The sequence below is a fragment of the Rothia nasimurium genome (assembly GCF_004569295.1).
Classification (GTDB): Bacteria; Actinomycetota; Actinomycetes; order Actinomycetales; family Micrococcaceae; genus Rothia; species Rothia nasimurium_B.
This window is the reverse complement of the sequence record NZ_SPQC01000039.1, coordinates 1-25,874: the sequence shown is the minus strand read 5'-3', so window position 1 is coordinate 25,874 and position 25,874 is coordinate 1. Positions and strand designations below refer to the sequence as shown.

The following is a 25,874-nucleotide window of genomic DNA, read 5'->3' as shown; positions in this document are numbered from 1 at the left end:
CAGCCTTTTAGCTCTCTCCCACCTCACCCAGTGGTACTCAGATTCGCACCAGCAGCCCCTGGATTTTCGCTTCACCGTTCACGGGACAACCGTTGAGGCACCCGTCGCCACCATCACCGGCGCACTGGGCACAAGAGCACCTGCTGACTTCGCCCAGGCCGCAACAGTAGCAGCCTTTGAGTTAGCGCAGGCAGGCCACTTTAAGGGCTCCTACACGGTGCGCATCAACGCCTCCCCCGGAGGGCAGGCCATCGTCAAACAGATGCCCACCGCAGCCCCAGCAACAGAGCAGGACGAGGCCTTCCAGCCGTCCGCGCCCACTCAGTCCGTTTCAAATAACGGCCTGCAACTGCGCTCTGCCCTGCTTGCCCGCGGGCACAACTCCGGCTACTCCCCCGCCGAGGTTGCAGCCGAAGAGAAGCAGCGTGGCTTCACCTTCACCCCTGAACTCAAGTTCTATCGGGCGCTAGTACGCAACGGCATAATCGCCGAAGTCGCCGGGCAGAACGTTATCGCCTCCACCCCGCAGGCTGATTTTGGGGCGTCCACCCTCGATCCAGCCCCCTGGAAGGCCCCCGAAAAGACGGACGGCACCGTCCAAGCCGTCCTCAATCACACCCTGTGGATTGAAATTGCCAGCTCCCCCACCCATCTCTACGCCATTGACCTGGCACCCGGCGCCCAGGGCACCGTGGGCCAGGTCATCGCGCGCAGGCGCGGTGAGGCTTCTGTGCCGGTTCAGGTTGCGCTCTCGTTGGCAGATTTTGTGACCGGTGAGCTGGTAGGTCAGGACGCCGGCGGCAGCTCCTCCGCCCCGGCGGCCGCCGCTGCCCCCAAGGCCACAGCGGGGGCATCCGCTCTCGCGCAGACTATCGCCTGGGTGGGCACCGTTGAGCCAGTAGCCCTCCCCGGCTTCCTAGGGTGGACGCTTGCACCCACCGAGGCCCGTTACCGGGCGGTTCTAGCTGAAATCGACCCCGACTCAGTGGCCGAGCCTGAGACTGCCGCAGCCGAAGAGCCCGTCGAGAACCATGAAGTCCCCGCTCTGGCAGACGAACCTACCCCCACCCCGGCCAATAGCTCTGAGCCGGTGATTGCACCCGCAGCGCCAGTGGTTATTAAGTCCACTACGACCTCGGAAAATGCTTCCAGCCTCTTCACCACCCCGGGTGCAGATGAGCCTACACCGGAGTCAGTCGCTACTCCCGAGGCTGAGACCCTACCGGCATCGTCCGCGCAGGAGCAGGACGAAGCTGCCTCCAGCCCCCTGAGCCAGGCGGCAAGCGCCTACGCGGCTGCGGCCTTCCCCAACGATCTTCCCGTGACCACCGGAGAGAAAGCCCAGGATATTCGCGACATTGACCCCGGTGTTGCCCGCGTACCGGCCTCACCTGAGCAGAAGAACATCGCCAACACGATAGGCACCCTTGCTTTCGGCACCCCCGAAGAACGCAAGGAGTACCAGAGCACAGATACCGACGCCGTGCCCAGCATTGCGGCCCGGGCTAGGAAGGTGTCGCTGGCGTCCGCGCAGGCCGAGCCTCAGCAGCCTGTGGACGAGGCTGAGCAGAAGCAGGACGACCGCAGTCTGCGTTCAGCCCTGCGCAAGTTCTTTATCGGTGACTAGCCTACCGATACGAAGCTGACAAGGCATAACAGGCGGTACACCCAGGTTACGGGTGTGCCGCCCAGCCTTTCCTGCTGGCGGTAGCGGGCGTAGGCTGGTAGGGCACACCAAACAAGGAACGGAGTAGTAGTGGCACGCTCATCTCAAGACACCCTGGGCAGTACCCCCCTTGAAGTTTTCATTCCGGCAGCCGGCGAAAACCCGGACGACCCCGGCGACACCCAGCGCGACGCTTTCCTCACCGCGGCGCAGGAGCTACTTGATGAGGGCCTTGATATTGCCGTCTACTCCACCGACTCCTACCCCTCTGCCTTTACCGCCTGTGAGCCGGTAGCCGATCAGCTTGCTATGGCCGGTGCCGAGGTTCTGCCCATCCTGCTGGTCGAAGGCCTGGTCAAGGTGTCGTACATGTACCCCACCGCGGAGCAGCTCCGCCGTTTCTCCCGCTTTGGTGAGGTCAAGCAGCCCAAGGCTAACGCCGCCGCGACGGCCTGCGGTACCGGTGGTGCAGACGCCCCCGCGACGGTTCCTGCCGCTGAACCGGCTGGCTTTGCTGCGATGCTGGCAGGAGTGACGCCTAAGCCTGCCGGTGGCCCCGACATTGGCAACCGGGTCAACCTGATGGGGGGCCACGATTCTGCGCCAGCGTCGCAGGGGGCCTCTGCCGAATCAGGGCAGTCTGCGAAGCAGGCCTCGTGTGGCTGTGGCTGCGGGTGTGGCGACTAAAATAGAGCCGACACACATTTTTCTAAGGAGTAGTCGATGATTGGTGCGCGTGTAGAGCACAAGGATGAGTTCTTTATTGCGGGCTTCCGCGAGACCGTGAAGCAGGGCGCTGGCATTGGCGAGCTTTGGAAGAAGCTCACCGCCCATGCCGAGGCGCGGGGGGTGACCATGCCTGAGGTCCACTCGATGGGTGTGATTGTGGGGATGAACGCTGCCGGCGAGTTCGACTACATGGCGGGGATTCTGGTGGAGAACCTGGAAACCGCGCAGGCTCTGGGCCTCAATGCCCTTAAGGTGGACGGCGGTGAGTTCGCGGTGACGACCGTTGAGGGTCCGGTGCCCATGAGCACCATGGCTGGTGTGGACCACCTGATGGGTACCTTCCTGCCCGCGTCAGGTTTTAAGCCCAATGGCCCGGTCTTTGAGGCCTATGGTCCGGGTGACCCGTCCGCTGACGATTTTCAGATGCAGGTCTGGGTGCCGGTGAAGGCTGCATAGCCCTACTTTTTTCTTCTGATGACTAAAGCTGCCCCCTCACTACGTGAGGGGGCAGCTTTGCAGTTCTAGGCTTATGGGTAGCCGACTGGTGGGGCCTAGCTGACCGCGCCGCGCAGGGTGCGCAGGGCTACCTGCAGGACGGCCAGGCGGGGGCGGCCATCGGCACCGGGGGCGGCGTCCTGAATCTCAGCCAGCATGGAATCCACACGACCCATACGGACGGGGTGGTTCTCTACCCAGCGAGCCAGGGCGGCGTCGCCGCTCTCAGTTCCGGCGGCCACGCCCTCACCAACCTCCTGGACAACATTGAGAGCCAGGGAGGCAGCAATCTCGTAGAGGTCATCGCGCAGGGATGAACGGGCCAGGGTCTCCCAGCGGTCGTTACGAGGCAGCTTAGAGATGGTGGTCAACAACAGGTCAACCTGGAAACGGTCGTAGACCGAGTAGTAGACGCGGGCAACCTGCTCGGTGGAGAGGCCGTTGGCTTCTGCGATACGCACTACGTCCATGAGGGCGAAGGCTTCGAACTCACGAATCCAGTTGACGATGAGTTCCTCGGGCAGACCCCAGGCTTCTGCCCGGTCACGCATGGCGCGGACGCGGGCGCGGGTATCGTCCGCGAAGTAGTCCTTGAGTGAGGGGATCAGCTCGGCAACGGGCTTGAAGCGCTCGATCATCTCGGCGATGGGGGTGCCCACGACGACTGAGCGTTCAGCTGCAAACCAGCGGGCCAGGCGGTCGAGCACACGCTGCCAGTCCTTGATGACGGCCTGCCAGCCTTCCAGGGGAACGGAAGCAGGGAGTTCGCGATGCAACCGTGCAGAGTTGCCAATGCCAAATGTTTCACGTGAAACGTAGAAGGCTCGGGCAAGGGCGTCTACACCCACACCGGTTTCTTCCACCGCACGGAAGACGTGGGTGATACCGCCCAGGTTGACCATCTCGTTGGCTACGCGGGTGCAGATAATCTGCTTGCGCAGGGGGTGAGATTCTAGGTGCTCGCCGAAGCGTTCAACCAGGGCGGGCGGGAAGTACTCGGTGAGCACGCGGGCCAGGTAGGGGTCATCTGCCAGGTCGGTATTCTCGAGCTCTGCAATGAGGTGAATCTTCACGTAGGCAGCGAGAACGGCCAGTTCAGGCCCGTTGAGGGTTTCACCGGTAGCTTCGTAGCGTTCACGGATTTCCTCGTCGGTGGGCAGGAATTCCACCTCGCGGTTGAGGCCGGCGTTCTCTTCCAGGTCGTGAATCAGACGGATGTAGGCCTCGACACCGGGCACCACGCCGTGGCGCTCGGCCTGCAGCAGCACGTTCTGCTCAACGTTGGTGCGCAGTACCTGGGCGCCGACGTCCTCACGCTGGGCTTCGATGAAGCCTGCGCGTTCTTCGGCAGAGAGCTCACCAGCGGTGACCAGACGGTCTACCAGAATCTTGATATTGACCTCGCGGTCTGAGGTCTCTACACCGGCGGAGTTATCGATGGCGTCGGTATTGATGAGGATGCCAGCGCGGGCAGCTTCGATACGACCCAGCTGGGTGAAGCCCAGGTTACCGCCTTCGCCCACGATGCGAGCGCGCAGGTCGCGGCCGTTGACGCGGATGGCGTCGTTGGCCTTGTCGCCTACGGCGGCGTGGGTTTCGGTGAAGCCCTTGACGTAGGTGCCGATACCGCCGTTGTAGAGCAGGTCGACGGGGGCCTTGAGGATGGCAGAGAGCAGTTCGGGCGGGGCCATTTCGGTGACGCCTTCATCGAGGCCCAGAGCCTGACGTACCTGCTCAGAGATTGGGATGGATTTAGCGCCGCGCGAGTAGACGCCACCACCGGCTGAGATGAGCTCGGGGTTGTAGTCCTGCCAGGAGGAGCGGGGCAGGTTGTAGAGGCGTACGCGCTCGTCGAAGGCGACATCGGCCTTGGGGTTGGGGTCCAGGAAGATGTCGCGGTGGTCGAAGGCAGCAACCAGGCGGGTAGTGCGGGAGCGCATGAGGCCGTTACCGAAGACGTCGCCGCTCATGTCACCGATGCCGACGGCAGTGAATTCTTCGGTCTGGCAGTCGATGCCCAGCTCAGCGAAGTGGCGCTTGACCGACTCCCAGGCGCCGCGGGCGGTAATGCCCATGGCCTTGTGGTCGTAGCCGACGGAGCCACCGGAGGCGAAGGCATCGCCCAGCCAGAAGCCGTAGTCTGCGCTGATGGCGTTAGCGGTGTCTGAGAAGGAAGCGGTTCCCTTGTCAGCGGCTACAACCAGGTAGTAGTCGTCGCCGTCGCGGGCGATAACGCGGGGGTTGTGTACGACGGTTTCGCTGCCGTCAGCCTCAATAGCAAGGTTGTCGGTGACGTCGAGCAGGGAGGCGATGAAGACCTTGTAGGACTCGCGACCTTCGGTAATCCAGGCGTCTCGGTCGAGGGCCGGGTTGGGGAGCTGCTTGGGGTAGAAGCCGCCCTTGGCGCCGGTGGGGATAATGACGGCGTTCTTGACCATCTGGGCCTTAACAAGGCCGAGCACCTCGGTGCGGAAGTCTTCGCGGCGGTCAGACCAGCGCAGGCCACCGCGGGCAACGGAACCGAAGCGCAGGTGCACGCCCTCAACGCGGGGTGAATAAACGAAGATTTCGAAGGTGGGGCGGGGCAGGGGCGCGAATTCAATCTGACCAGGTGCCACCTTGAGGGCCAAGGCCGGACGGTCCAGGTAGGCGTTGGTGCGCAGGGTCGCCTTCATGACGGCAGCCAGGGAGCGCATGAAGCGGTCCACGTCGAGGGTGGGGATGGCGTCAAGGACGCCACCCAGTTCACGCCAGACCTGCTCACGGGCGTCCTCGCGCTGCTCGTCGCTTGCGAACTGAGCATCGGGGTCGAAGGTAGCGGCGAAGTAGTCGGCGAGCAGGCGGGTAGCGGCAGGGTAGGCCAGCAGGGTGTCAGACATAAACTCGGCCGAGTAGACCTGGCCCAGCTGTACCAGATAGTGGGTGTAGGCGCGCAGTACGCGGACCTGCTCCCAGGTCAGACCTTCTGCCAGAATCAGGCGGTCGAGGCTGTCGGACTCGCGCTTGCCCAGCAGGTAGGCGTTCAGGGTGTCCTCGTAGAGGGCAGAAACCTTCTCTGCTTCTACGCCTTCGGGCAGTTCAACGCCGAAGTCGTAGAGGGAGAAGTTGCGGCCGTCTGCCGGAGTAATGTCGTAGGGCTTCTGGTCGATAACGACCAGGCCCATGTTCTGCATCACAGGTAGCAGTTCGGTGAGGGTATGGGCGCTAGCCAGGTAGGTCTTAATGCGGGTGCGGCCCTGGCGCTCACCCATGCGGATAGCGGCCGGCTGAGCATCGCTGAGCGATTCGAAGATGTTGATATCTTCAACGGCGTTTTCGACCTCGTAGTCGGCGCGGTAGGTCATGGGCACAGCCTCAGACCAGGCTGAGGCGGCTGCACGGCCGTCCTCGGCACTCAGACCTTCGCCTGCGGCTGCTGTCTCAACGGCAGCTGCGGTTGCCTCACCCCAGGAGCGGGTAGCTTCCTGCAGACGGCGCTCAATCGCCTTGGCATCCAGGGCCGGAATGGTATTGGGAGTTGTCAGGCGCAGGCGGAAGAAGATACGAGCCAGGGACGAGGTGGAGAGGTAGACCTCGAAGTCTAGGCTTTCAATGTCGATGAACTCGTGGAAGACAGCCTCAAGGCGCTGACGTACGTGGGTGTTGTAGCGGTCGCGCGGCAGGAAGACGGTGGCGGAGACGAAGCGGCCAAAGGCGTCCGGACGCAGGAAGAGGCGGGTGGTGCGGCGTTCTTCCAGGCCCATGATGCCGCGGAAGGTGTCGGTAAGTTCCTGCAGGTCAGCGTGGAGAAGTTCGAGGCGGAGGTAGTCCTCAATGATACCGGCCAGGGTCTTGTCGGAGTGGGATCCCGGCTGGTAGCCCAGGTGGCGGCGCATAATAGCTACGCGCTCACGCACGATGGGGGTTTCAACGGCGGGCAGGGAGTAGGCCTGGCGGGAGAAGAGGCCCAGAATGACGTATTCGCCCACAATCTTGCCGGAGCGGTCAAAGTCGCGCACACCGATGTAGTCCAGGTACTCGTGACGGTGCACGGTGGAGCGAGAGTTGGCCTTGGTGATGTAGAGGGGCTTGGGGTCGCGGGCATTTTCAAGGCCCAGGCCGGTAAGGACGATGGGGTCGCCTTCGCCGGTATCGGCCAGAATGCCCAGACCGGAACCGTCGCGGTCGGTCAGCAGCAGGTCACCTGAGTGACCTGAGAGGTCGCGTTCCTTGATGCCCATGAAGAGGAAGTTGCCGCGGGTGAGCCAGCGTAGGAATTCCTGGACTGATTCGATGCGGGTCATGGGGTCGGCGTCGGAGTTGATGGAGCCGGTGTAGTGGGCAGCCCCGCCCAGGGTAACGTCGGTGAGTTCGCCCAGTTTTTCTGCGATGTCGAGGGTGCGGGCGGCCATGGCGTCGTTGTCACGGGCTGCGCGGCGTACGTCAATCAGAATGGAGCGGATTTCCTGCTCAAGACGGGTAACGTCTTCACCTTCAACGCGGGAGGTGAGGCGGACAGCAATCCACGACTCAATGGTGGCACCAGCACCGATGTTGCCGGTGGCAGCATCACGCAGAATGGGCATGGAGACGGTGTCACCGCTTGCTACTGGCTGCTTAAAGCCGGTGCCGGTCACGCTGGTCAAGCGGCCACTTGCATCGCGTTCTACGACAAAGGTGGGGTGGATGAGTCCTGAAATGCCGCCCCAGTTTGCGGCAATCTGAGCGGTGATAGATGAGACCAGGAAGCTGGTGTCGTCTACAACGATAAAGAGAGTGCTGCCAGCGTCATCGTTGCTCACTGAAATCAGGGCTTCACCGGCTGCCCGCTGATCTGCCAGGGCACGGTGGGCCTGGGCAAGGTTGGTTAGCTGCTGGTCACTCAGACCTTCGAGTTCGTCAGCTGAGCTGTGACGGTAGTATTCGTTGATCCAGTCTTCGCTACCGGACCAGTGGGCTGAACGATCGTTCGTGAGCAAGGGTTTGCCTTTCGCTGGGCGGATGTCACTCCGTTGTGATACCTGGGTGCGCGGGTCTGCGCTCCACTTACATAGTAGTCGGGAAGACGGTGGGAGTGAACCGCAACACCGAGGTGCTCAAACAGATTAAGCACCCCACTCCAGGAGGCCCATCCCAGCAGTTTCTCTTCACATACGAGACATACAGTCTCACATTGCAAAAACACTATCGCCAGGTTTCTTCCCCGCTCTTATGCTGGAATTTCCACCGGGCGCCAGCGTCCCTCACCAATCAGAAGGGCAGATGATGTCAGCTACTCCTACTTCAGCTCTCTCACCCAAAGTTCTACATGCCTACTCCCGCTACCTCCTGCAGCTCGGAGCCAGCTTCAGCGCAGACTTTATGGCCCAGGCCCTTGCCAGCACCCCCGGCATCGCCGCAGGTATTGCCGACATCTTCAGCACAGGCTTCGATCCCGCCCTCGAAAAGGACGCGGACGCCCGCCGCACCTCCCAGCGCGCAGCGGCCAAAGACGTGCGCGCCGATATCGAAAAGCTGGACGACGAAACCCAGGATTTCTTCACCAAGCTGCTTGAGGTCGTCCTCGCAACTGTTCGCACCAACGCCTATCAGGGTAAAGAAACCATCGCCCTAAAAATCTCAACCCGCGACGTTTCTTTTGCACCTCTTCCCAAGCCGCTCTTTGAAATCTTTGTCGAAGGTGAAGCCCTCGAAGGTGTACACCTGCGCTTTGGCAAGGTTGCCCGCGGTGGTCTGCGCTGGAGCGACCGCCCCGAGGATTTCCGCACCGAGGTGCTCGGTCTGGTTAAGGCTCAGGTCACCAAGAATGCCGTCATTATCCCCACCGGCTCCAAGGGTGGTTTTGTTCCCAAGAACCTGCCCGACCGCGATGCTGAGCAGGATAAGTACAACGAGATGGGTGTAGCTGCCTACAAGCTCTTCATCTCTTCCCTGCTCGATGTCACCGATAACCTGGTGACCAACAATGGCCAACAAACCATCGTGCGCCCCGACGCGGTGGTGGCTCTTGATGAGGACGATCACTACCTGGTCGTTGCCGCCGATAAGGGCACTGCTACCTTCTCAGACATCGCTAATGGCATCTCCCTAGACCGTGGCTTCTGGCTGGGCGATGCTTTTGCATCCGGTGGCTCGGTGGGCTTTGACCACAAGGAAATGGGTATTACCGCCCGCGGCGCCTGGGAGTCGGTCAAGCGCCACTTCGCTGCCCTGGGGCACGATTCTCAGGCTGAAGACTTCACCATGGTGGGCATCGGCGGCATGGCCGGCGATGTGTTCGGCAACGGTGCCCTGCTCTCAGAGCACATCCTCCTGATTGGCGCCTTCGACTCCCGCCACATCTTCATCGACCCCAACCCCGACGCTGCCGTATCGTTTACTGAGCGCCAGCGCCTCTTCAACCTGCCCCGCGCCTACTGGACCGACTACAAGCCCGAACTGATTTCAGACGGCGGCGGCGTTTACTCCCGTAAAGACAAGGCCATCGAGGTTACTCCCCAGATGCGGGAAGCCCTGGGCCTTGATAGCACCGTTGAAACCATGAGCGGCGACCAACTCATTACCGCCCTGCTCAAGGCCCCAGTAGACCTGCTCTACACCGGCGGAACCGGCACCTACGTACGTTCCACCGAAGAAAGCAACAGCCAGGTCGGTGACTCCACCAACGACAAGCTCCGCATCACCGCACCCGAGCTGCGGGTACGCGTCATCTCCGAAGGCGGCAACCTGGGCCTCACCCAGCGAGCCCGTATCGAGGCAGCAGCGGGCGGGATCCTGGTCAACACCGACGCCATCGACAACTCTGCCGGCGTTGAGACCTCAGACCGCGAAGTCAACCTCAAGATCCTCATGGGTCGCGCTATCGAAGCGGGGCAGTTCAAGGAGGACGACCGCGCCGACTTCATCGCTGAGCAGGTCGAAGAAGTAGGCCGCCGCGTGCTGCGCTCCAACCTGGAGCAGAACGTGCTCCTGCAGGCAGAACGCACCGAAGCTTTCAACACCAACGACATCGCGGGCGAGTTCATGGACTACCTGACCGAGACCGTACACCTGGACCGCGAGGTTGAGCTACTCCCCTCAGATGCCGAACTAGCAGAGCGGGCCGAAGCTCACGTCCCCCTCACCAGCCCCGAGCTCTCAGTGCTCACCGCCTACGCAAAGATCGACCTCACCGCAGCGCTCGTTGACAGCGGCTACGCCGATGAGCCCGACCTCGACCTCAGCGACGTCCTGGCGGACTACTTCCCGGCTCCTGCTACCGAGAAGTTTGGCTCCTACTTCGGCGAGCACCCCCTGCGCAGCGAAATCATCGCAACCCGCGCAGCTAACCGCATGATCAACCACGCAGGTATCACCTTCGTGTACGAGATGAAGAAGAAGCACGGGGCTTCGGTTAACGATATTGCCCGCGCCTTCCGCGCAGCCCGCCTCGAAACTGGCGCCCTGCCCGATATTGAGGGTAACGGTGACTTCGACGCCTGGGTCGAAGGAGCACAGGCCCTCCGCGAGGCCATCGAGGCCAAGCTCTCCTGCTAGACCCGCGGCAGGTATCGGCAGCACCCAGCAAACGCTGGCCCTTCCTGCGACTAGCACCTAAAACCAGGGCGCCCGCCCCACCTACGAACGGTGGGGCGGGCGTCCTTATATCTTGCGAGAAAATCTAGTGGTCCTGCACCCGGTCAACCTCAGCCAGAGTCAGCTTTCCGGTCTCACGAGCGGTCAGCGCACACAGACAGGCCAGGGCAGCCATACCCAGGGTAAAGACGGCAGGGCCTGCCCAGTTGGCAAAGTCGCCCCCGGCAAGCGCGGTAGCTGCTGCAGGAGCGATACCACCCGACAGGGCAAAACCCATTTGGGTACCCAGGGCCAGGCCGGTCACCCGCACCCGAGTGGGGAACATTTCAGCGTAGAAGGAAGGCCAGATACCGTTGGCCATGGAGTAGAAGGCCCCGTGCATGAGCACACCAAACACGAACACGAGAACAATGTTGCCGCTTGTGATGGCGTGCAGGTAAGGGAACATGAGCCCACCAGCGACCAGGGCACCGGTAGCAAAGATAGGTTTGCGGCCAACCCGGTCAGCGACCATAGCCCAGAGCGGGATAGCGAGCAGGCTCAGACCGTTAGAGGCAATAGGAACCCAGAGCATAATGCCCGAATCAATTCCGTGCCCCTTGGTAGCGAAAGAGATTGAGAAAGTTGTGAAGATCATGTTCACGGTATTGACCATGGCGCACAGGGCCACCACTCCGACCGCCCACTTGTGGCGGGTGAAGACAAGAGCCAGCGGTGCCTTACGGCGGGCCGGGTCAATCACCTGCTGGGCCTGGGTTTCGACAAAGGAGGGAGCTTCTTCAAGGCGGCGGCGAATCAGCCAGGCAGCTACCAGCACAAAGGCCGAAAGCCAGAAGGGCACGCGCCAACCCCAGCTAAGCAGGTCTTCTTCGGGCAGGGCCGCAAAGGGCAGGAAGACTGCCGTTGCTAGCAGGGAACCGAACTGGGTACCGTGCAGGGTCCAGGAGGTGGTGAAGGCCCGCTGGTGGTCGTGGGCGTGCTCCAGCGACATTGAGATAGCGGACGCCTGCTCACCCGATGCCGATAACCCCTGGAAGACCCGGCAGAGCACCAGAAGGGCGGGGGCAAGCAGCCCCACCTGGTCGTAGGTGGGTAGGCAGCCAATGGCGAAGGTGGCCCCGCCCATCATGAAGAGGGTCAGCATGAGCACAAAGCGGCGTCCGAATCTGTCGCCCAACGGGCCCATCAGCATGGCGCCAAAGGGGCGAACTACATAGGCGACGCCCAGCACCATCATGGATTTGAGGATGCCAGCAGCATCCGAGTCTTCGGGGAAGAAGATGCGGTTGAGCACCAGGGCAGCGGCTGTACCGAAGACCGCGAAGTCATAGTATTCCAGCGCTGAACCGATCCAAGAGGCCAGGGCGGCCTTGCGCGGACGTTTGTGCGGGGTGGTGGGTGCGGTCATAATTTTCCTGCGGGGTTAACGGCTGAGGGGTCCCAGCCCTGGGTATGGAGCTGGCTTTCCATCTCTACCGCCATGGTGGAACCATACGCCTTTGAAATGTGGTTGTCGTCAATATAAATGAAGACGTTGCCTTCCAAGGGCCGGCAAATACCGTTGGGGCAGATTTGCTCGGTTAGGTCTACGGTGTAGACGCGGGGGTTAAATTCTGCCAGGGCCAGTGAAGGGTTAACAGGTGCTAGCTTCTTGCTCACAGGCACAGAGCAGTTGGAAAGATTGCGCAGGTTAACCTGGCCGCAGACGTACATGTTGTATTCGTAACGGGGGTTATCTCGTAAGACGATGACGTTGATGCCAGCATCCGTAAATTTCTCAACAGTATTTTCTAACCCGTTAATAATCGTTTCATTGGTGTCGGTGGCGCTAGCTGCGGTGCCCATGAGGACGACGTTAGCGGGCTTAAGGTTAAGAATCTCTTGGGTAACATCGCGGTTGAAGTCTGCACACTCCACCCACTCTTCGGGCTGAGTGGGGAATTTGCAACCGCCCATAAGGAAGGCCATCATATTTTGTCCGTTGGCCTCAGCGATGGGCCGGTACATTGAAATAGCCTGTTCAGCGTGGGAGTCTCCCACCACGATGGTAAGAGGCGCATCAGAGCTGCCCCAGTGGTCGGTTGCGCAGTGCTCTGCCATGGCGGGGTTGACGTTGGCGTTGTAGGTAGCGCATCTTTCGCTTAGGTTATCGAACTGGGTAAGCACGTCTCCCTGGGGAATAGGGAGGTTGCGGTATAGCTGACTGCTGCCCGCAGCAAGTGCGCCCGGGTAGGCGTCGGTTCCAGCCAGCAGGGCAAGTTCTTCTGCTCGTTCCTGTTGCTGGTTTACCCATACCTGGCCTGCAGATATGCCGCCACCAATGAGGGCCAGGCAGGCAGTGATAATAGCTACCGGGCGCTTCCAGCTGCCCCAAGCGTCCTGCTTTTTACGGCTCCACGGAGTCTCGCTACGCTTTGCGTGGCGCAGGGCGCGGCGGCTGGGTTTCTTTTCCCAGGCTCGTAGAGGCTTTTCAACAAGGTTGTGTAGAAGCCACGCTACCGCGATAGAGGAGAGAATAACCAGGGTTCCGTCAAGCCAGCCCGCTTTAGGCTCCCCAATAGAGGTGGTATACAGGATGAGAATGGGCCAGTGCACCAGATAGAGGCAGTAGGAGATTGCCCCCATCTTCTGTAGAGGTTTAGCTGAGAGAAGGCGGTCTACACCCAGGCGGGAACCAGTTTGACCCGCTGCGATGACGAAAGCACCCGATAGCAGGGGCCAGAGGGCCAGGTAACCGGGGAAGGCACGCTCAACAGGCAGGAGCCAGCCGCAGGTGACAAGGCCGATAACGCCTACCCAACCCATGGGTACCTTCAACCAGGACGGCACTCGCCAGGCTAGCAGGAGCATGGCGAGCAGGGTGCCGGCGGCGAACTCCCAGAGGCGGGTGCGGGTGTCGAAGTAGGCAAAGGACTGGTTGGTGGAGGTCTCGATGATGGAGAAGGTAAGAGAGGTGACGAAAACCGTGCCGAAGACGAGCAGGGCCGTGGGCAACACCTTCAGGCGCAGGTAGCCCACGAGAAAGGCCACGAAGGCAAACAGCAGGGGCCAGAGAATAAAGATTTGGCCCTGCATGGAGAGAGACCAGAAATGCTGGAAGGGGGTTTTGAGGGTGGAGTCTTGGGCGTAGTAGTCCACCGAGTTGAAGGCTAGCCGCCAGTTGAGGAAGTAGAAGAGCGCTGCTTTGGCGTCAGCTAAAAGGGATGCCCAGCGTGAGGGAGCAATGACGAAATAGGCGGCGACCAGGGTAGCCAGAATGACGGTTGCAGCCGCCGGCAGTAGGCGCTGGAAGACGTGGAGCCAGTAGCTGACGACCTTGAGGGGCTTGCCATCCTGAATCTTACGTAAGGACGACAGCGAGAGCAGGAAGGCTGATATGAAGAGGAAGACATCGACACCGCCAGAGACTTTACCGAACCAGACGTGGTACATAACCACGAGAAGGACTGCCAGGGAACGGAGCCCTTGCACTTCTGGCCTGAATTTGGGTTGCTCAATGAAACTGCCCAAGGGCTTATGTCTGTGGCGAGTTCGGTTCATCTATGCTGCTTCTCTGTGGGGCGGTTGCTACCCGGTGGCTGGGCAACTTGGGCAGTTTACCACAGGCACCGGTTAGGTCTCCGAGAGCTTATGAGGCGGGGCAGGTAAGGTCTACTTTCACAAGATGACTAGCGGGAATACAGTAATCGGCAGGCTCGGGAACAACTACTACCCGGCTAACGTCGTTGACTCCGTACCAAGTACTGATTGCATTGATAACCCACTCGATTTGAGGGGACCCTGCGGGGTGGAGGTCTACGGCCTCACTGACAAGTGCGATACGCACGGGGACAAACTCGATAGGCTCATCGGCGCTCTTCTCAGCACGCTGTTGGGCGATAGATTCGCTACGAAGTTCCAGGTGCTCTGCGCGCAGGTTGAGGGCCGCGGCGGTGGTGGCAATGTAGGAAGTAGCAGGCAAGAGCGTAAGAAGCGCGAGGACGCCAGCCCCCATCAGGGCAGGAACTTTAGCTTTGTGAGGGCTTACGAGGCGCATTAGGGCAAGCAGACCTAGCAGGCTAGTGATAGCCATAGCGAACGCAGGGTTGGTGAAGGTGCGCAGGGCAATGGTGGGGCTACCTGTTTTTGCAATAACGGTGTGGGCAAGGAAGTAGATAGCAAAGACTGCTAAAGCCAGCCCCATGAGTCGTAGGGGGTGCAGGGACGCCCTCCAGGTAGGAGCGCTCAGGGCGTAGAGGGAAAGTGCCGAGATAGCAATGAGCAGATACCCCCAGTCAGAGGAGTGCCCGAAGAAGAGGGAGAGGTCGGAGGGTAGATTTTTGAGGATTCCAGTGAGAGATATTTCTGTCCCATAATATTCCCTGCGAGCCATAGTTCCAGGTGAGAAATAGATGAGGGCAAAGCCCAGAAGGGACCCCAGCCAGAGAGTCCCTCCTACGAGACGTAAAGTTGCTTCGCGCCTAAGAAGGCCGGCGACCAGCAGAAGGAAACCAGCGATACCGGTGCAGATAGTCAGCGGCTCCGTGAACATACCTGCCCAGGTTGCAGCTAGAGCCAGGGCAAGAGCCCCTCGGACTGTGATTTTTCGTTCTGCAAGAAAGAAAGCTAGACAAAAGGTCAGAGCGGTAAAGGTAAGCCCGCCCAGGTAGACGGTACTCGATGTTAGCCACAGATAGGAGTCAAATATACTGGATGAAAGCACAAGTCCACCGGCAACAATAAGGGTAGCTAAGCTGTGCGAAACAACTATGGGCGACTGCTCAAAACTTACCAAACGCCTCATCATGTATGCCACTGCAGCTACGAGAGTAAGGAACATGAGAGCAGGGACGAGTTGTATAGCGCTTTGACCTAGAAGAGCGTAGGTGAAGGCGAAGAGAGAGGCCTGCCCGATACGCCCATTATGGGTGAGGTAGTGGTCTACAACGTATGCAAAAGGGGTCCCCTGGTGAGCGTAGACGTTGAAGTAACTAAAATCGTCCGCAATGATGCTGGCACGGGCCGCAAAATAAAGGAAAGTACCGGCAACCAGGGTAGCGAGAACGGCGAGAGCCACGATGGGTAGAAAGTTTCGACGCATAGGCTCGGTCTGCTGAGAAATGAGAGTTTTATGCATTGCCAGTCTTCCTAAAGATAATGAACTTGTAGGCAAAGAAGTTCCACCCGGTGGTAATGACAAGAGCCATCATGCGCGCTAGATAGACACCCAAGAAGGCCGCCGTGAAGTGTACGAAGGCAAGAGTGAAAATGTAATTGACTGCGAGAAGTACACCGAATGAGACCGTCTGATACCCCACAGATTTGACCCGGACGTCCTTATTTTCAAAAGCAAAGAACTTTTGAAGCAGGAAAGAGAAAGCCACACCCAGCCAATAGCTGGCAGTAACGGCAGCAGCGTCGCTGGCAGAAAAAACCTTAACTGCCACAAAGATCACGGCAAGTTCAAACAGCACACCGGTTCCGCCCACAAGAATATAACGGACCAGTGTTTTATTGCGTTGTAGGAAATCTAGCATGGACTAGCCAATAAGGTTTCGTGATGAGGTGCGGTCAATAACGTAGAGGGGGCGCCCCTGGGCCTGGACATAAATATGAGACAGGTAGATAGCCAATATTCCTTGCGCTACCAAAAGCACGCCAACGAGGAAGGCTACGAGTATTCCGACCATGGCAGAACCTGTGATGTCCCAGCCAAGAGGATCCCCCATCAGGAACTGTTGCACAATAATCGTCAGCCCCGCGACAAGAGCTAGCAGGGTGATAAAGAGCCCCAGATAACCGAAAGCAAAAAGAGGCTTAATACTCATCGTGGTGAAACTGTTGAGAGCAAGACCCACTAGCTTACGCATGCTGTAGGTAGCTTCGCCTGCCAGACGGTCAGGAGCTTCAAACTCTATGATTTTACGACTCAGCTTTCCAGCTGGGGGCTATACAGTGGCCCTGCTGGGACTCGAACCCAGACCACGAGGATTTTAAGTCCTCTGCCTCTGCCAATTGGGCTACAGGGCCTCAAGCGAGTGCTCAACCAGGTGAACCCAGAAGACGCTATCACTCCATACCTTTATACCAGAAAACCTTGCTGTTAGTCGCCTTACAGATTCCCTATATATCTCACAATCTTACAGATACTTCAGTACTTGAAACCATTCCTCTCGAAAGTCAGGTCTAGTGATGCCCAATAACACACCCCACACCCTCACTATCACCAAACAGCCCCGCCACCACTATTCAGCAGCCGGCAGCGCCCCCGAATTCGAAGACCTCTACCAAGCACATATCACCAACTCCACTGGTGAAGTCATCTGTACTTTCTATTACCTAGCCCTCCCCGGAGAAACCACCGCCCTCCAAGCAAAACTAGAACAGCTAGGCTACTCAATACCCGAAGAGCTACTCCCCAAGCCACTAGCCCCCACCTACAAACTCCACCAGAAATAAAAACCACCATGACCACCATCAACCTCTACACCACCCCAAACTGCCATCAGTGCAGACTCACCCAGCGCAAGCTCAATGACCGTGCCCTTCCCTACAGGCTCATCAAATTAGAGAACGAACCAGCCATAGCCGCACACCTCAAAGCCCGAGGCCTACTACAAGCTCCCATCGTCGAAGTACCCGGTGAAGAAACCCAGATATGGAACGGCTACAGACCTGACCTCATTGACCAGCTCGCAGCCAGAGAAGCGCACCTCAGACAACCAGCTTCACAGGAGACACACAACACTGTTTGAGATAATGAACACATGCACAAAATACCTATGCCCAACAACGGCCGCGATATGGCCCGCCTTCTCAAAGCCAACGGATTCACAGTACGCCTAGGCAACAGAGGCCACTACAAAGCCACCCACCCTGACTATCCAGATAAGCCAGCTATCAGATTCTCTTCCACCCCGTCTGAGGGACGCTGGGCGTCTAATACCCTGGCCTGGATCAAGAGAACTTATCAGCTCACGCTAACTAGGAAATAGCCCCTTCCATCACAGAAAGAGGAACAACCACGATGGCTATCCCCACTATCTTCGACATTGACTTCGCCTGCGGCCACACAGAAGAACGCGACCTGTCCAACAAACCAGCAGGAAAACGCAAAGGCCTAGCTAACTGGCTCGCCACCAAGAATTGCTCCGAATGCAGCCGCAAAGAAAACGCCAACGAATACAAGGAAAAGCTTTACCAAAACGCCCTCAACAACCAAATCTCTCTAGAGCTACCCCCGCTTGAAGGAACCGAGAAGCAGCTTCGATGGGCTACCACTTCACGCGATACCGTACTCATGGCAGCTTTTGAAGAGTTCGTCAGAGGCGAGCATGCCCTAATGGACGAGGAAGCTTTCGACGAACAGTTCCTCATACCGGCCCGCAAAATTGTTGCTGCCCGCTGGTGGATTGACTACCGAGATACCGACCCCAGTGACTTGAAAGAATGCCTTGATACTGCCTTAGAAGAGACCCAGGACGTCAACGAGAACCCCTACTAAAGTCCTTATCAGCCTACTTCTGCCGCAAAAGAGCACACCCTTACCCAAAGAAGCAGGGGCATGCGCTCCTTATCTCCCTCTTGATACATAACCAACAAGAGCAGGTAAAGGAAACCCGTGACTCTCATCCCACATCCTCATTGGCAGGAACAAACCCAGAATTTTGCTCAGTGGCTCACTGCTGCTGGCCGCCTCCCTTCCACTATTGCTAACCGGCTTCGGTGGCTCCGAGATCTAACAACAACTTACCCAGAGACAAGCCCGTTAGAACTCACCACCTACGAGCTACAGGCCTGGTTGGCTAACCCTAACTGGCAACCTGTAACCAAGAAAAATGCACAAGCAACAATCCGCAGCTTCTTCCATTACCTCTACATCACCGGAGCACGCAAGGATAATCCGACGCTTTTACTCCTGCCCATCAAGGTTCCCCGGCGGGTACCTCGACCAGTCAAGACCTCTGTGCTAGTAAAAGGTATTCAAGCTTCAGCAACGTCTGAAGAAACTCTGATGATTTTGCTCGGAGCCTACGCTGGGTTACGCCGTAGCGAAATTGCCTCCCTGCACACGCAGGATTATGAAGATGGTTGGCTTACGGTTACTGGTAAAGGCGGGCATACCCGCCGGATCCCTGCGCACCCGGCCCTTATCCCCTATCTTGAAAGGAAAACCGTTGGCTACTATTTCCCCGGGCGGCTAAGCCCGGCCAAGCACCGGCACCCAGATAACGTTGCCAAGACCATCACCCGACTGCTCGGGAAGGGCTATACCGCCCATCAGCTGAGGCATTGGTTCGCAACGGACGCCTACGCTAAGCGCCCTAGTATTCGCGCAGTCCAATTGCTTTTAGGTCATGCGAATGTCACGACTACTCAGTCCTATATCGGTGTTCAAGATGAGGCTCTTTCTGAGATGATTGCAGCGCTGACTGCCTTGCCCATTCCAGATTTAGATGCTGAGTAAGCTCCGGGGGCTTCTCTCTGGAGTTTTAGAAAGGAAAGAAGTATGGCTATCCCTACTATCGTTGAAATCAACTTTGCGTGTTTTCATCGCGGTAAAGTCAGTCTCAGCCACCTGCCCTTAGGGCGTCGTTATGTGGAAGCAGCGAGACTAGAGACCCTCCCCTGCCCCACGTGCATGGCCAAGAAACGAGACAAAGCGAGGAAGAAAATGGCTTACCAGAAGGCTCTTACCTATGCCCAAGAACACCACCTGCCAGCCCTGACCGGAGACCCTAAAGATGTGCAGGTAGCAACGGTTATTCGTCACCAGCAGCTAAGCAACCTCCAGTACATCTATGAAGAGTCTGGGGTTCTAAGCCCTGCGCAGTTCGATGAGCTCTATCTTGGGGCCGCCCGGTACATCACTTCTGCTCAATGGTGGATTTTATACCGTTCGATGGAGCCCGCCGAAGCCTTGGAGTGCATGAACACTGCTGTCTATAAGGTCAAAAAGCCGAACGAGCCACCGTTCTAAAACGGGCACGAGAGGTGGACTACCCAAAAACAGGGGTAGTCCACCTACTCGAGAATCACCACAGAACAACCATTGAAGGGAATGACGAGGCAGTGACTCAAGCAATCACTCTCACACCTCAGAGGTATCTGCTAACCGTTGACGGGGCTGAGTTACTCTACACATCCTGGGAAGAGATAACCCAGGAAATAGAACGCCAATCCAGTATCCATAATTGCCATTACAGCTTGATTTGCTACGATGCAGCTGATGAGGAGATTTTAGAGCGTTTCTTCTTTCACCGGCAGGGAAAGATTACAGCTGTTACTGCCCAGGAGCTTGAGACTCCTACGGCTCTTGCTGGCAAGGATAGGTTTTCCCTACCAGTGCGTTCTGCCACCCTCAAGTATCAAGATTGGGAACTTTTCATTGAAAGTGTGCAAAGCAGAAGCATCTTTCGTTCCCTCAGACTTTTTACTCAGAATGCTGAACTTGTCGCCCAAGGCAATAATCGCCGCTTCACCACCGAAATTCTAGGCTTATCGCCGCTTCAAGAATCCAAGACCCTGGTTTTTGGGCAAGAAGAACCTGAAACCACAGCAGATGACACCAACTCATTCGTAACCCAGCTCACTCACCGGCCTGTGCAGCAGGAAGACTATCAGCCACCTCAGCGTGTACCTCAGAATGACCAGAACATGGAGCAGATACAGTCAGCACTTGAAGAATCTTCAGAAGAACTGCCAGAAGAAGAATCAACTGTCTCAAATGAGACAGTTGGGCAAGAAGATGAAGATGAGGCAACCGAACCTGCCAACACAAGTGACGATGAAGCAGGAATAGATTCTGAGACTTTCCCTGAAGAAGAAACCACGATAGAAGCACCTGGCCGGAATGAAGAGGCAGCACTGCTTGAAGATTTTTTCTCGGACACCAATGCAGAAGAGCACCTCAAGCGTCGGTCTCATCGTGCCAGCCTAAAGAACCAGTTGAAGAGCTTCAACCTTACCTCCAAGAAAGTCCTCATCCCCCTCAGCCTCAGCGCGTCCGTCTTACTGGCAGCTGCTACCGGCGTCGGGTTACAGTCCCTCAACCACGGCCCCGGTGATACCGCCACGGTTCAAAGCGCTATAAGCGACATCAGCCTGGACTTGCCCGAAGGCTACAGCAACCAACCAGTTTGGACGACGCCTATTCCCGAGAGTGCCGAGGTACTAGCCTCCGAGGCAGCACTAGCTATCATCCATGGCAACACCGTCACGCTTCACTCTCTGACCGATGGGAAGCCTATCGATACGGTGGAATCCTCCTGGCCTATTAGCACTATCGATGAAACTATCATCGACGGCAAGAATGCCCTGGTCTGGCTTGATGAAACCGGCACCAAACTCACCAGCTGGCACCGCGACACCGACGGCAACCCGCACACCCAGACCCTAGACCTGCCAGAAGGAGCACAAGTCTCTAAAAATAGCGAAGAGCTCCTCGTACAAACAGACACCCAGGTATACCGGCTCACCACCCAAGGACTTAAAACCTACCCGGTTCCTACCGGCCTGACGCCTTTTGCTTTTGCACCAGAAGGTCTCATCTCTATCGGTTATGACGTACCGGTAGAAATCACTGACGCCAACGGTGCACCTGTGCGTTCCACCAATATTTCTTCCCCTGCTGAAGGGCACATCATGAACCAGTGGGTCGCTATTGGTCAGGCAATTTCCTTATCAGTGTGGAGCCAAGAACTAGAACCAACACCAAAAACCCCGGTTCTTCTCACCACACACTCACTAGCGACCGGTGAAGTACTCGATACCATCGAGACCACCTTCGGAGATATTGATCCTGGAACTACCTGGACGATAGGCCAAGGTAACCGCCTTGCTACCTACCAGAACAGGGTTTTCTCGCTTACCGATGGTAAGTACATCGCCGCTGTCCCCTTGTCTCTTTCTGCCCCGGCAGCTAAGGGAAGCCTGGTGGTAGCTACTGCCTCTGAGAGCAAGAAGCAGTATCTCTTCTCCGGGGACAGCCCCGGGTATGCCCTGAATCAGAAATTCCTTCTGGCTCAGACCAGTACCTTGCTTATTACTCAGTCTGGGAACAGGGTGGTCGCTTATCCGGCCACCTTGTCCTAGAACGTTACTTCCATTTTTCTTCTGAAAGGAAACCTAATCATTATGGCCAAGAAAACTAAGGCCCAGGCACTTGCCCTTGTGGCGATGACTCCTGCTTTGCTACTGCCAGCTACTACTGTCCAGGCAGCTGAACTACCTGATATAGAACAGGTAACCGCTGCTCCATCCCCCAGCGCTTCGGCAGAGCCGGCTCCTGCGTCGACGTCGCAACCGACTGCACCAGCCCCAGCACCGTCCGCATCAGCTGAGCCTACCCCTGAGCCAACCGCCCCGGCAGAACCGGAAGAGCCTAAGACCCCGGCGGAGCCAGAACCTACTCCTGAACCTACTGCCCCAGAGCCATCTCTCAAGCCTGCCGAGCCGGAACCCAGCGAACCGGTTGACCCCAAAGACCCAACACTTCCAGAAGACCCAGAGCCGTCACCTGAGCCCTCCCCTGAACTTGAACCATCTTTTGAGGAAGGAGATGTCACTCTTACCGCAGGCGAAACCAAAACCTTTACCGTCACAGGCTACGCCCCAAGTGCTGAGGTAGGTTTCTCTCTCAAGGATGCAAATAAAGTCACCATCCAGCTGCGCGATGCAGATGGGGAGGTCAAAGCTACCATTACCCGCACCGTTGATGACGGGGGCAAGGCCAAGCTCACGCTGAACACTACCGGTCTACCTGCTGGTCAATATACTCTCACCGCTACCGACGAGCAAGGGAAAGAAGTAAGCATCAAGATCACGGTCAAAACTCCCGTTCCGGTAGTTCCGGTGTTACCTCCGGCACCTGACCCTGTAGACCCCGCGCCGGTTCCTGAGCCTACCCCTGCACCTCCTGTCATTACTGAGCCAACAGACCCGGTGATTCCCCCGGTAGTGCCTCCAGTACCCGACCCCATTGACCCTGCGCCAGCGCCTGCCCCTATTCCTGCGCCACCTGTCATTACTGACCCAACAGACCCGGTGATTCCCCCACTGTTGCCACCGGCGCCTGCGCCAGAACAGGCAGTAGACACAACCTCCGCTGAAACGGTTACCGTCGCCCACACCCAGGAAAACGGAGATGCACAGGCTCAGCAGAATCGCCAAGTTACCCATGCAGAAAACCTCACCACCCCAACACCCAGCAGCTTAAGTTCTGCTGCCCGAACACCTGAACGTATCACTGAATCCCTTGAAGCTACCCGCAATCTTGCTTCTTCAGCACCTGAAGCACGCAGGGACAGCACCTCCTCTTCTTCAGAACATTCTTCACGCCTTTCAGCTGCTGCACCTTTACCTTCAAGGGGGCAGGCAGCTCAGGGGGAGAGTCAGGAGACATCTAAGGAATCTTTTTCTGCCTCTGCTGCACCAGCGCGTTCTGCTTCACCGTCAGCAACTGCATCTGCCAGTGAGGCAGCTGAGGATAACTCGCGTCATCAGGCAGAAGCTGAAGATACTGCTGAGAACACACAGAGCCGCAGCCTATGGCCGATTGCTCTAGGAGTGTTGGCCATAGCGGGTGTTGGCACCGGGCTTTTCTTGTTTTTCCTCAAGCGTAAGAAGAAGGATGACCAACTGTAGGGTGAAAGACTTCTAACGGGAAAGAAGGAGAAGGAATCTCTGCATCAGCAGGGGTTCCTTCTTCTGTGTCTACTTCGACGCCAGTAGCAAGGGCTAGGGTGAATAACTAGCCGGTGCAGAGGATCGAACCAGGTTATAATTGTATAGATACAATAAAAGCCAGTCAGGAAGTCCCCAATGGCCACAAAGAAAAACCCAGCAATGAGGAGAATCTCCTTTAACCTCAAGGAAGAGACCCAGCAGGAGCTGGAGCGGCTCGCCAAAACCACAAGGATTAAAAAAACTGAGCTGATTAAGTTGATGATAGAGAAAAACTCTCATCTAGCCAGCGAGCTAAATATATCAGCAAGAAAAAATGGGCAGTATACGAACTACACAAATCTTTTTATCCCCTCCGAGGACTATGAAAATCTCTCTAATATCGCCAATGAATCTGAGGATGAGAGCGCGAAGGTCGGGACAGTCGTTCGAGGCATTATTGAGTACTCCCTGTGGAAGAAGAATTTTCTCCCCATTTTTTAGGAAATGCTTCCAAGCCGAAGCTCTGCACAAACAATGGCAAGTCAAGCACAGCAGAGAACCCTTTGCGGGGGCTGACGCCGCCCCCACACCCCTGCGCAAAACCCCGCCCTCTTTGACGCGCAGAGCGCGACAGAGGGCGGGGTTTTGCTTGCCCTGGGAGTTCGTGAGCTAGGAAGTGCCAGCGAGGTGTATAGGCCAGCTTGTTCAGATATGGCAAGTTGTGTGCGGAATGAGCTCAGGGTTAGGGGCAATTGAGCTTCTGAGGTGTAGGCATCCAGGCTCTCCAAGGAAGTGGCTTCATTCTTAGGCAGTGTGGATTCCCCAAAGGTTCCCACCCATATCTAGCCAGACACTCGACAAAACACCTCTAATTTATGTGCAACACAATTATTTATGTGACACAATAATACTATGAAGTTCATCTTCCTACCCTCAGCAGCCAAACATGGCTATACAGAAGCTGACGCGCTCAATGCAATGGAAAACCACATGCATGAAATTCATAACTTTGATGGGTCTCGCACCCCTGGTCGCCCCACTACCACCTTACATATTGGAATGGCCGAGAACGGAGACATCATCGAGGTCCTCTCTCACTACATCACACCTGATGTCATCATTTTTCACTGCATGAAACTACGCGGAAAAACGCTGGCTCGTGTCTACAGCCTAGATATCTAAGGAGAACAACAATGCCTAACGAACCCCACAACCTCACCATGGAAGAGCTAGAAGCTCTTGGAGAAAAACTCTCAGTATGGGCAGAGTCTGATGAGTTTTTCGAGGCCCTAGAAACAGCTACTATCACACCCCGCAATGCCGATACTATAGCCCGCGCTGAAAAAATCGTCGCAGCTGCCACCCGAGGACGCCCAGCCCTTGCTGAAACCGTCAACGGCCACTCCCCCAGCATCAACGCCCGAGTAACCCCCGACATCAAAGACCGTCTTACCCGCTATACCCAAGAACAGGGCGTGAGCACATCTGAGGTCATTCGAGAGGCCCTTGACAAATTCCTCCCTCAAGCAGCTTAGAAGGCCACAGCCACTGCAAAAGAGTTTAGTCAAAGGGCAAACAGTTCTACATATCTCATATCAGCGGGCGGCCCAGCTAGTTGCCTAAACAACTAGCCGGCCCCGGCACAACTCTTGCGGTGTCGGGGTTTCCTCAAAGTGACGTAAACAAGCTAGAGTCACGGCGTTGATCTTAGATGCGATGCAAGGCATCTTACCTAAGATCAACGCCTTTCTTGTACCTACAGCTCTTCGGCTAGGGGATCCTATTGCGTCGCAAGCTCCTTATAGGCCCCCCTCTAACCTCAGTTACCGTTTACCTATCGTGTGGGCCCTGCTGGCATTCGAGACTAGGGGCTTGGACCTAGCTGTGCAAGCCTAAAGGCCACAGCGTATTCAAAATTTCTTCGGCGCTCCTGCGTCGCTTATTTCCTCAGAAATTTCGATGCCGCCATGCCCCTTGCGGGGTTGCACAGCTTTGGGTCTTTAGCCCCTTGACGCCTTCTTCTGCCAGCAGGGACGGGACAGCTACCAGCCAGGTAGCCATCCTGCCGGAGCAAGTGAAAGGAACACAAGTAATGAGGAGCCAGCAGGGATATGTTTACGACTGGGGTAATGCAGTAGTCGAGGAAGCAGAAGCACCTCACGAACTGGAGTACCTGGAATGGGATAAGAGCCTGAAAAATTTTGTCGATAAAGGCTATAGTCTCCAGCGCATCTGCCTTCAGCCCTCTAACCGCTGCGAGATACATGGGGACGAGCTGGAATATTGCGGGCTTGACCCCTATAAGGCAAACTTCAGCGGCTCAGAATGGCGGATAGATTCAGAAACTGGTGAGTGCATGAACGCCGGGTGGATGTATGAGATGGGCGAGGCCTATATATCAGATGAGACCAGAGCTGAGGCGCTCTGTCAGCGGCTATGGGGGCAGAGCATAGAAGAAGCCTACGAGGATAGCGAGAAGAACCACGACGGGGAAGCATTTTTCTACACCGAATGGGAGTAAATGGATGGGTGGGCTGCCGGCAGAATACCGGCACCCCGCCCATCATTCTCCTAACACCGAAGCAGCTGATAAGGAGGCTTATACATAAGCCTCAAGCCAACCCCTCCCATTATACGGGAAAGAGATAAACAAAAGCTGAACCCCCATCATCAGAAATAATATTTATTTGACATTTCACACCTAAGTATCACCAAATTGCATAGTAACGAAGCTTAATAAGTCACAGCAGAAGAACAAGGCATTATTTAAAAGAATTACCAGCAC

20 protein-coding genes, 1 tRNA gene and 1 pseudogene are annotated in these 25,874 nt (G+C 57.2%); 15 read left to right on the top strand and 7 right to left on the bottom strand.

Annotated features, from left to right (window positions below):
- The 3 genes and pseudogenes from E4U03_RS12910 to E4U03_RS09935 form a co-directional block, all read left to right on the top strand.
- A pseudogene (locus E4U03_RS12910) lies at positions 1-1,627 on the top strand (hypothetical protein); the annotation flags it as partial.
- A gap of 129 nt (positions 1,628-1,756) precedes the next feature.
- Positions 1,757-2,353 carry an arsenic metallochaperone ArsD family protein gene (locus E4U03_RS09940; RefSeq protein ID WP_135013460.1) on the top strand — a complete coding sequence of 199 codons (597 nt, stop codon included), beginning with the start codon at positions 1,757-1,759 and terminating at the stop codon, positions 2,351-2,353.
- Positions 2,354-2,389: 36 nt separating this feature from the next.
- Positions 2,390-2,851, top strand: coding sequence for a GyrI-like domain-containing protein (locus tag E4U03_RS09935; protein ID WP_135013458.1), 462 nt, complete (start codon positions 2,390-2,392; stop codon positions 2,849-2,851).
- 95 nt (positions 2,852-2,946) lie between these two features.
- Here E4U03_RS09935 and E4U03_RS09930 read toward each other — a convergent pair whose 3' ends face one another.
- A complete protein-coding gene (locus E4U03_RS09930; RefSeq protein ID WP_135013456.1) occupies positions 2,947-7,848 on the bottom strand; it encodes an NAD-glutamate dehydrogenase in 4,902 nt (1,633 codons plus the stop codon).
- Between the two features lie 283 nt (positions 7,849-8,131).
- Between E4U03_RS09930 and E4U03_RS09925 the strand changes: the two genes are divergently transcribed.
- Positions 8,132-10,405, top strand: coding sequence for an NAD-glutamate dehydrogenase domain-containing protein (locus E4U03_RS09925; RefSeq protein ID WP_167752397.1), 2,274 nt, complete (start codon positions 8,132-8,134; stop codon positions 10,403-10,405).
- 124 nt (positions 10,406-10,529) lie between these two features.
- On the opposite strand, the gene E4U03_RS09920 is transcribed toward E4U03_RS09925, so the two are convergent.
- The 6 genes from E4U03_RS09920 to E4U03_RS09895 form a co-directional block, all read right to left on the bottom strand.
- Positions 10,530-11,852 (bottom strand): MFS transporter, encoded by a 1,323-nt coding sequence (locus E4U03_RS09920; RefSeq protein ID WP_135013452.1) that lies wholly within the window; start codon positions 11,850-11,852, stop codon positions 10,530-10,532.
- The gene (locus E4U03_RS09915; RefSeq protein WP_135013451.1) at positions 11,849-13,984 is read right to left on the bottom strand and encodes an acyltransferase family protein; all 2,136 of its coding nucleotides are present in this window, start codon (positions 13,982-13,984) and stop codon (positions 11,849-11,851) included. Before E4U03_RS09915 ends, E4U03_RS09920 begins: the two co-directional genes overlap by 4 nt.
- An 88-nt stretch (positions 13,985-14,072) precedes the next feature.
- On the bottom strand, positions 14,073-15,560 hold the full coding sequence (locus E4U03_RS09910) for a DUF6056 family protein (RefSeq protein WP_135013449.1): 1,488 nt from the start codon (positions 15,558-15,560) through the stop codon (positions 14,073-14,075).
- Positions 15,553-15,960, bottom strand: coding sequence for a GtrA family protein (locus E4U03_RS09905; protein ID WP_135013447.1), 408 nt, complete (start codon positions 15,958-15,960; stop codon positions 15,553-15,555). The genes E4U03_RS09910 and E4U03_RS09905 overlap by 8 nt, the downstream gene beginning before the upstream one ends.
- A gap of 3 nt (positions 15,961-15,963) precedes the next feature.
- Complete coding sequence (locus E4U03_RS09900) at positions 15,964-16,251, bottom strand: hypothetical protein (protein ID WP_135013445.1); 288 nt, start codon at positions 16,249-16,251, stop codon at positions 15,964-15,966.
- Between the two features lie 128 nt (positions 16,252-16,379).
- A tRNA-Leu gene (locus E4U03_RS09895) sits at positions 16,380-16,453 on the bottom strand.
- Between the two features lie 162 nt (positions 16,454-16,615).
- Between E4U03_RS09895 and E4U03_RS09890 the strand changes: the two genes are divergently transcribed.
- From E4U03_RS09890 to E4U03_RS09840, 11 genes are all read left to right on the top strand, one after another.
- Positions 16,616-16,882, top strand: coding sequence for a hypothetical protein (locus tag E4U03_RS09890; RefSeq protein ID WP_135013443.1), 267 nt, complete (start codon positions 16,616-16,618; stop codon positions 16,880-16,882).
- Positions 16,883-16,890: 8 nt separating this feature from the next.
- Entirely contained in the window at positions 16,891-17,178 is a 288-nt protein-coding gene (locus tag E4U03_RS09885; RefSeq protein WP_135013441.1) for a glutaredoxin domain-containing protein, read from the top strand.
- 272 nt (positions 17,179-17,450) lie between these two features.
- The gene (locus tag E4U03_RS09880; protein WP_135013439.1) at positions 17,451-17,927 is read left to right on the top strand and encodes a hypothetical protein; all 477 of its coding nucleotides are present in this window, start codon (positions 17,451-17,453) and stop codon (positions 17,925-17,927) included.
- A gap of 117 nt (positions 17,928-18,044) precedes the next feature.
- Positions 18,045-18,890, top strand: a complete 846-nt coding sequence (locus E4U03_RS09875; protein ID WP_135013436.1) for a tyrosine-type recombinase/integrase — start codon at positions 18,045-18,047, stop codon at positions 18,888-18,890.
- Between the two features lie 42 nt (positions 18,891-18,932).
- Positions 18,933-19,403, top strand: a complete 471-nt coding sequence (locus tag E4U03_RS09870) for a hypothetical protein (protein WP_135013434.1) — start codon at positions 18,933-18,935, stop codon at positions 19,401-19,403.
- Positions 19,404-19,630: 227 nt separating this feature from the next.
- On the top strand, positions 19,631-21,517 hold the full coding sequence (locus E4U03_RS09865; protein ID WP_135013432.1) for a hypothetical protein: 1,887 nt from the start codon (positions 19,631-19,633) through the stop codon (positions 21,515-21,517).
- A 42-nt stretch (positions 21,518-21,559) separates the two neighbouring features.
- A complete protein-coding gene (locus tag E4U03_RS09860) occupies positions 21,560-23,068 on the top strand; it encodes a hypothetical protein (protein WP_135013430.1) in 1,509 nt (502 codons plus the stop codon).
- Between the two features lie 177 nt (positions 23,069-23,245).
- Positions 23,246-23,590: a hypothetical protein gene (locus E4U03_RS09855; RefSeq protein ID WP_135013428.1), complete on the top strand. Its 345-nt coding sequence runs from the start codon at positions 23,246-23,248 to the stop codon at positions 23,588-23,590.
- A 411-nt stretch (positions 23,591-24,001) separates the two neighbouring features.
- Entirely contained in the window at positions 24,002-24,271 is a 270-nt protein-coding gene (locus tag E4U03_RS09850) for a hypothetical protein (RefSeq protein WP_135013426.1), read from the top strand.
- An 11-nt stretch (positions 24,272-24,282) separates the two neighbouring features.
- Positions 24,283-24,624 carry a ribbon-helix-helix protein, CopG family gene (locus E4U03_RS09845; protein WP_135013424.1) on the top strand — a complete coding sequence of 114 codons (342 nt, stop codon included), beginning with the start codon at positions 24,283-24,285 and terminating at the stop codon, positions 24,622-24,624.
- A 557-nt stretch (positions 24,625-25,181) separates the two neighbouring features.
- Positions 25,182-25,610 (top strand): hypothetical protein, encoded by a 429-nt coding sequence (locus E4U03_RS09840; RefSeq protein WP_135013422.1) that lies wholly within the window; start codon positions 25,182-25,184, stop codon positions 25,608-25,610.
- Positions 25,611-25,874 lie beyond the last annotated feature (264 nt).

Bases quoted from the DNA above. Each gene is read 5' to 3' on its own strand.
- E4U03_RS09900 (WP_135013445.1), bottom strand. From the start codon at position 16,251: ATGAGTATTAAGCCTCTTTTTGCTTTCGGTTATCTGGGGCTCTTTATC.
- E4U03_RS09860 (WP_135013430.1), top strand. From the start codon at position 21,560: ATGGCCAAGAAAACTAAGGCCCAGGCACTTGCCCTTGTGGCGATGACT.
- E4U03_RS09890 (WP_135013443.1), top strand. From the start codon at position 16,616: ATGCCCAATAACACACCCCACACCCTCACTATCACCAAACAGCCCCGC.
- E4U03_RS09870 (WP_135013434.1), top strand. From the start codon at position 18,933: ATGGCTATCCCTACTATCGTTGAAATCAACTTTGCGTGTTTTCATCGC.
- E4U03_RS09885 (WP_135013441.1), top strand. From the start codon at position 16,891: ATGACCACCATCAACCTCTACACCACCCCAAACTGCCATCAGTGCAGA.
- E4U03_RS09920 (WP_135013452.1), bottom strand. From the start codon at position 11,852: ATGACCGCACCCACCACCCCGCACAAACGTCCGCGCAAGGCCGCCCTG.
- E4U03_RS09905 (WP_135013447.1), bottom strand. From the start codon at position 15,960: ATGCTAGATTTCCTACAACGCAATAAAACACTGGTCCGTTATATTCTT.
- E4U03_RS09880 (WP_135013439.1), top strand. From the start codon at position 17,451: ATGGCTATCCCCACTATCTTCGACATTGACTTCGCCTGCGGCCACACA.
- E4U03_RS09935 (WP_135013458.1), top strand. From the start codon at position 2,390: ATGATTGGTGCGCGTGTAGAGCACAAGGATGAGTTCTTTATTGCGGGC.
- E4U03_RS09840 (WP_135013422.1), top strand. From the start codon at position 25,182: ATGAGGAGCCAGCAGGGATATGTTTACGACTGGGGTAATGCAGTAGTC.
- E4U03_RS09910 (WP_135013449.1), bottom strand. From the start codon at position 15,560: ATGCATAAAACTCTCATTTCTCAGCAGACCGAGCCTATGCGTCGAAAC.
- E4U03_RS09850 (WP_135013426.1), top strand. From the start codon at position 24,002: ATGAAGTTCATCTTCCTACCCTCAGCAGCCAAACATGGCTATACAGAA.
- E4U03_RS09915 (WP_135013451.1), bottom strand. From the start codon at position 13,984: ATGAACCGAACTCGCCACAGACATAAGCCCTTGGGCAGTTTCATTGAG.
- E4U03_RS09855 (WP_135013428.1), top strand. From the start codon at position 23,246: ATGGCCACAAAGAAAAACCCAGCAATGAGGAGAATCTCCTTTAACCTC.
- E4U03_RS09925 (WP_167752397.1), top strand. From the start codon at position 8,132: ATGATGTCAGCTACTCCTACTTCAGCTCTCTCACCCAAAGTTCTACAT.
- E4U03_RS09845 (WP_135013424.1), top strand. From the start codon at position 24,283: ATGCCTAACGAACCCCACAACCTCACCATGGAAGAGCTAGAAGCTCTT.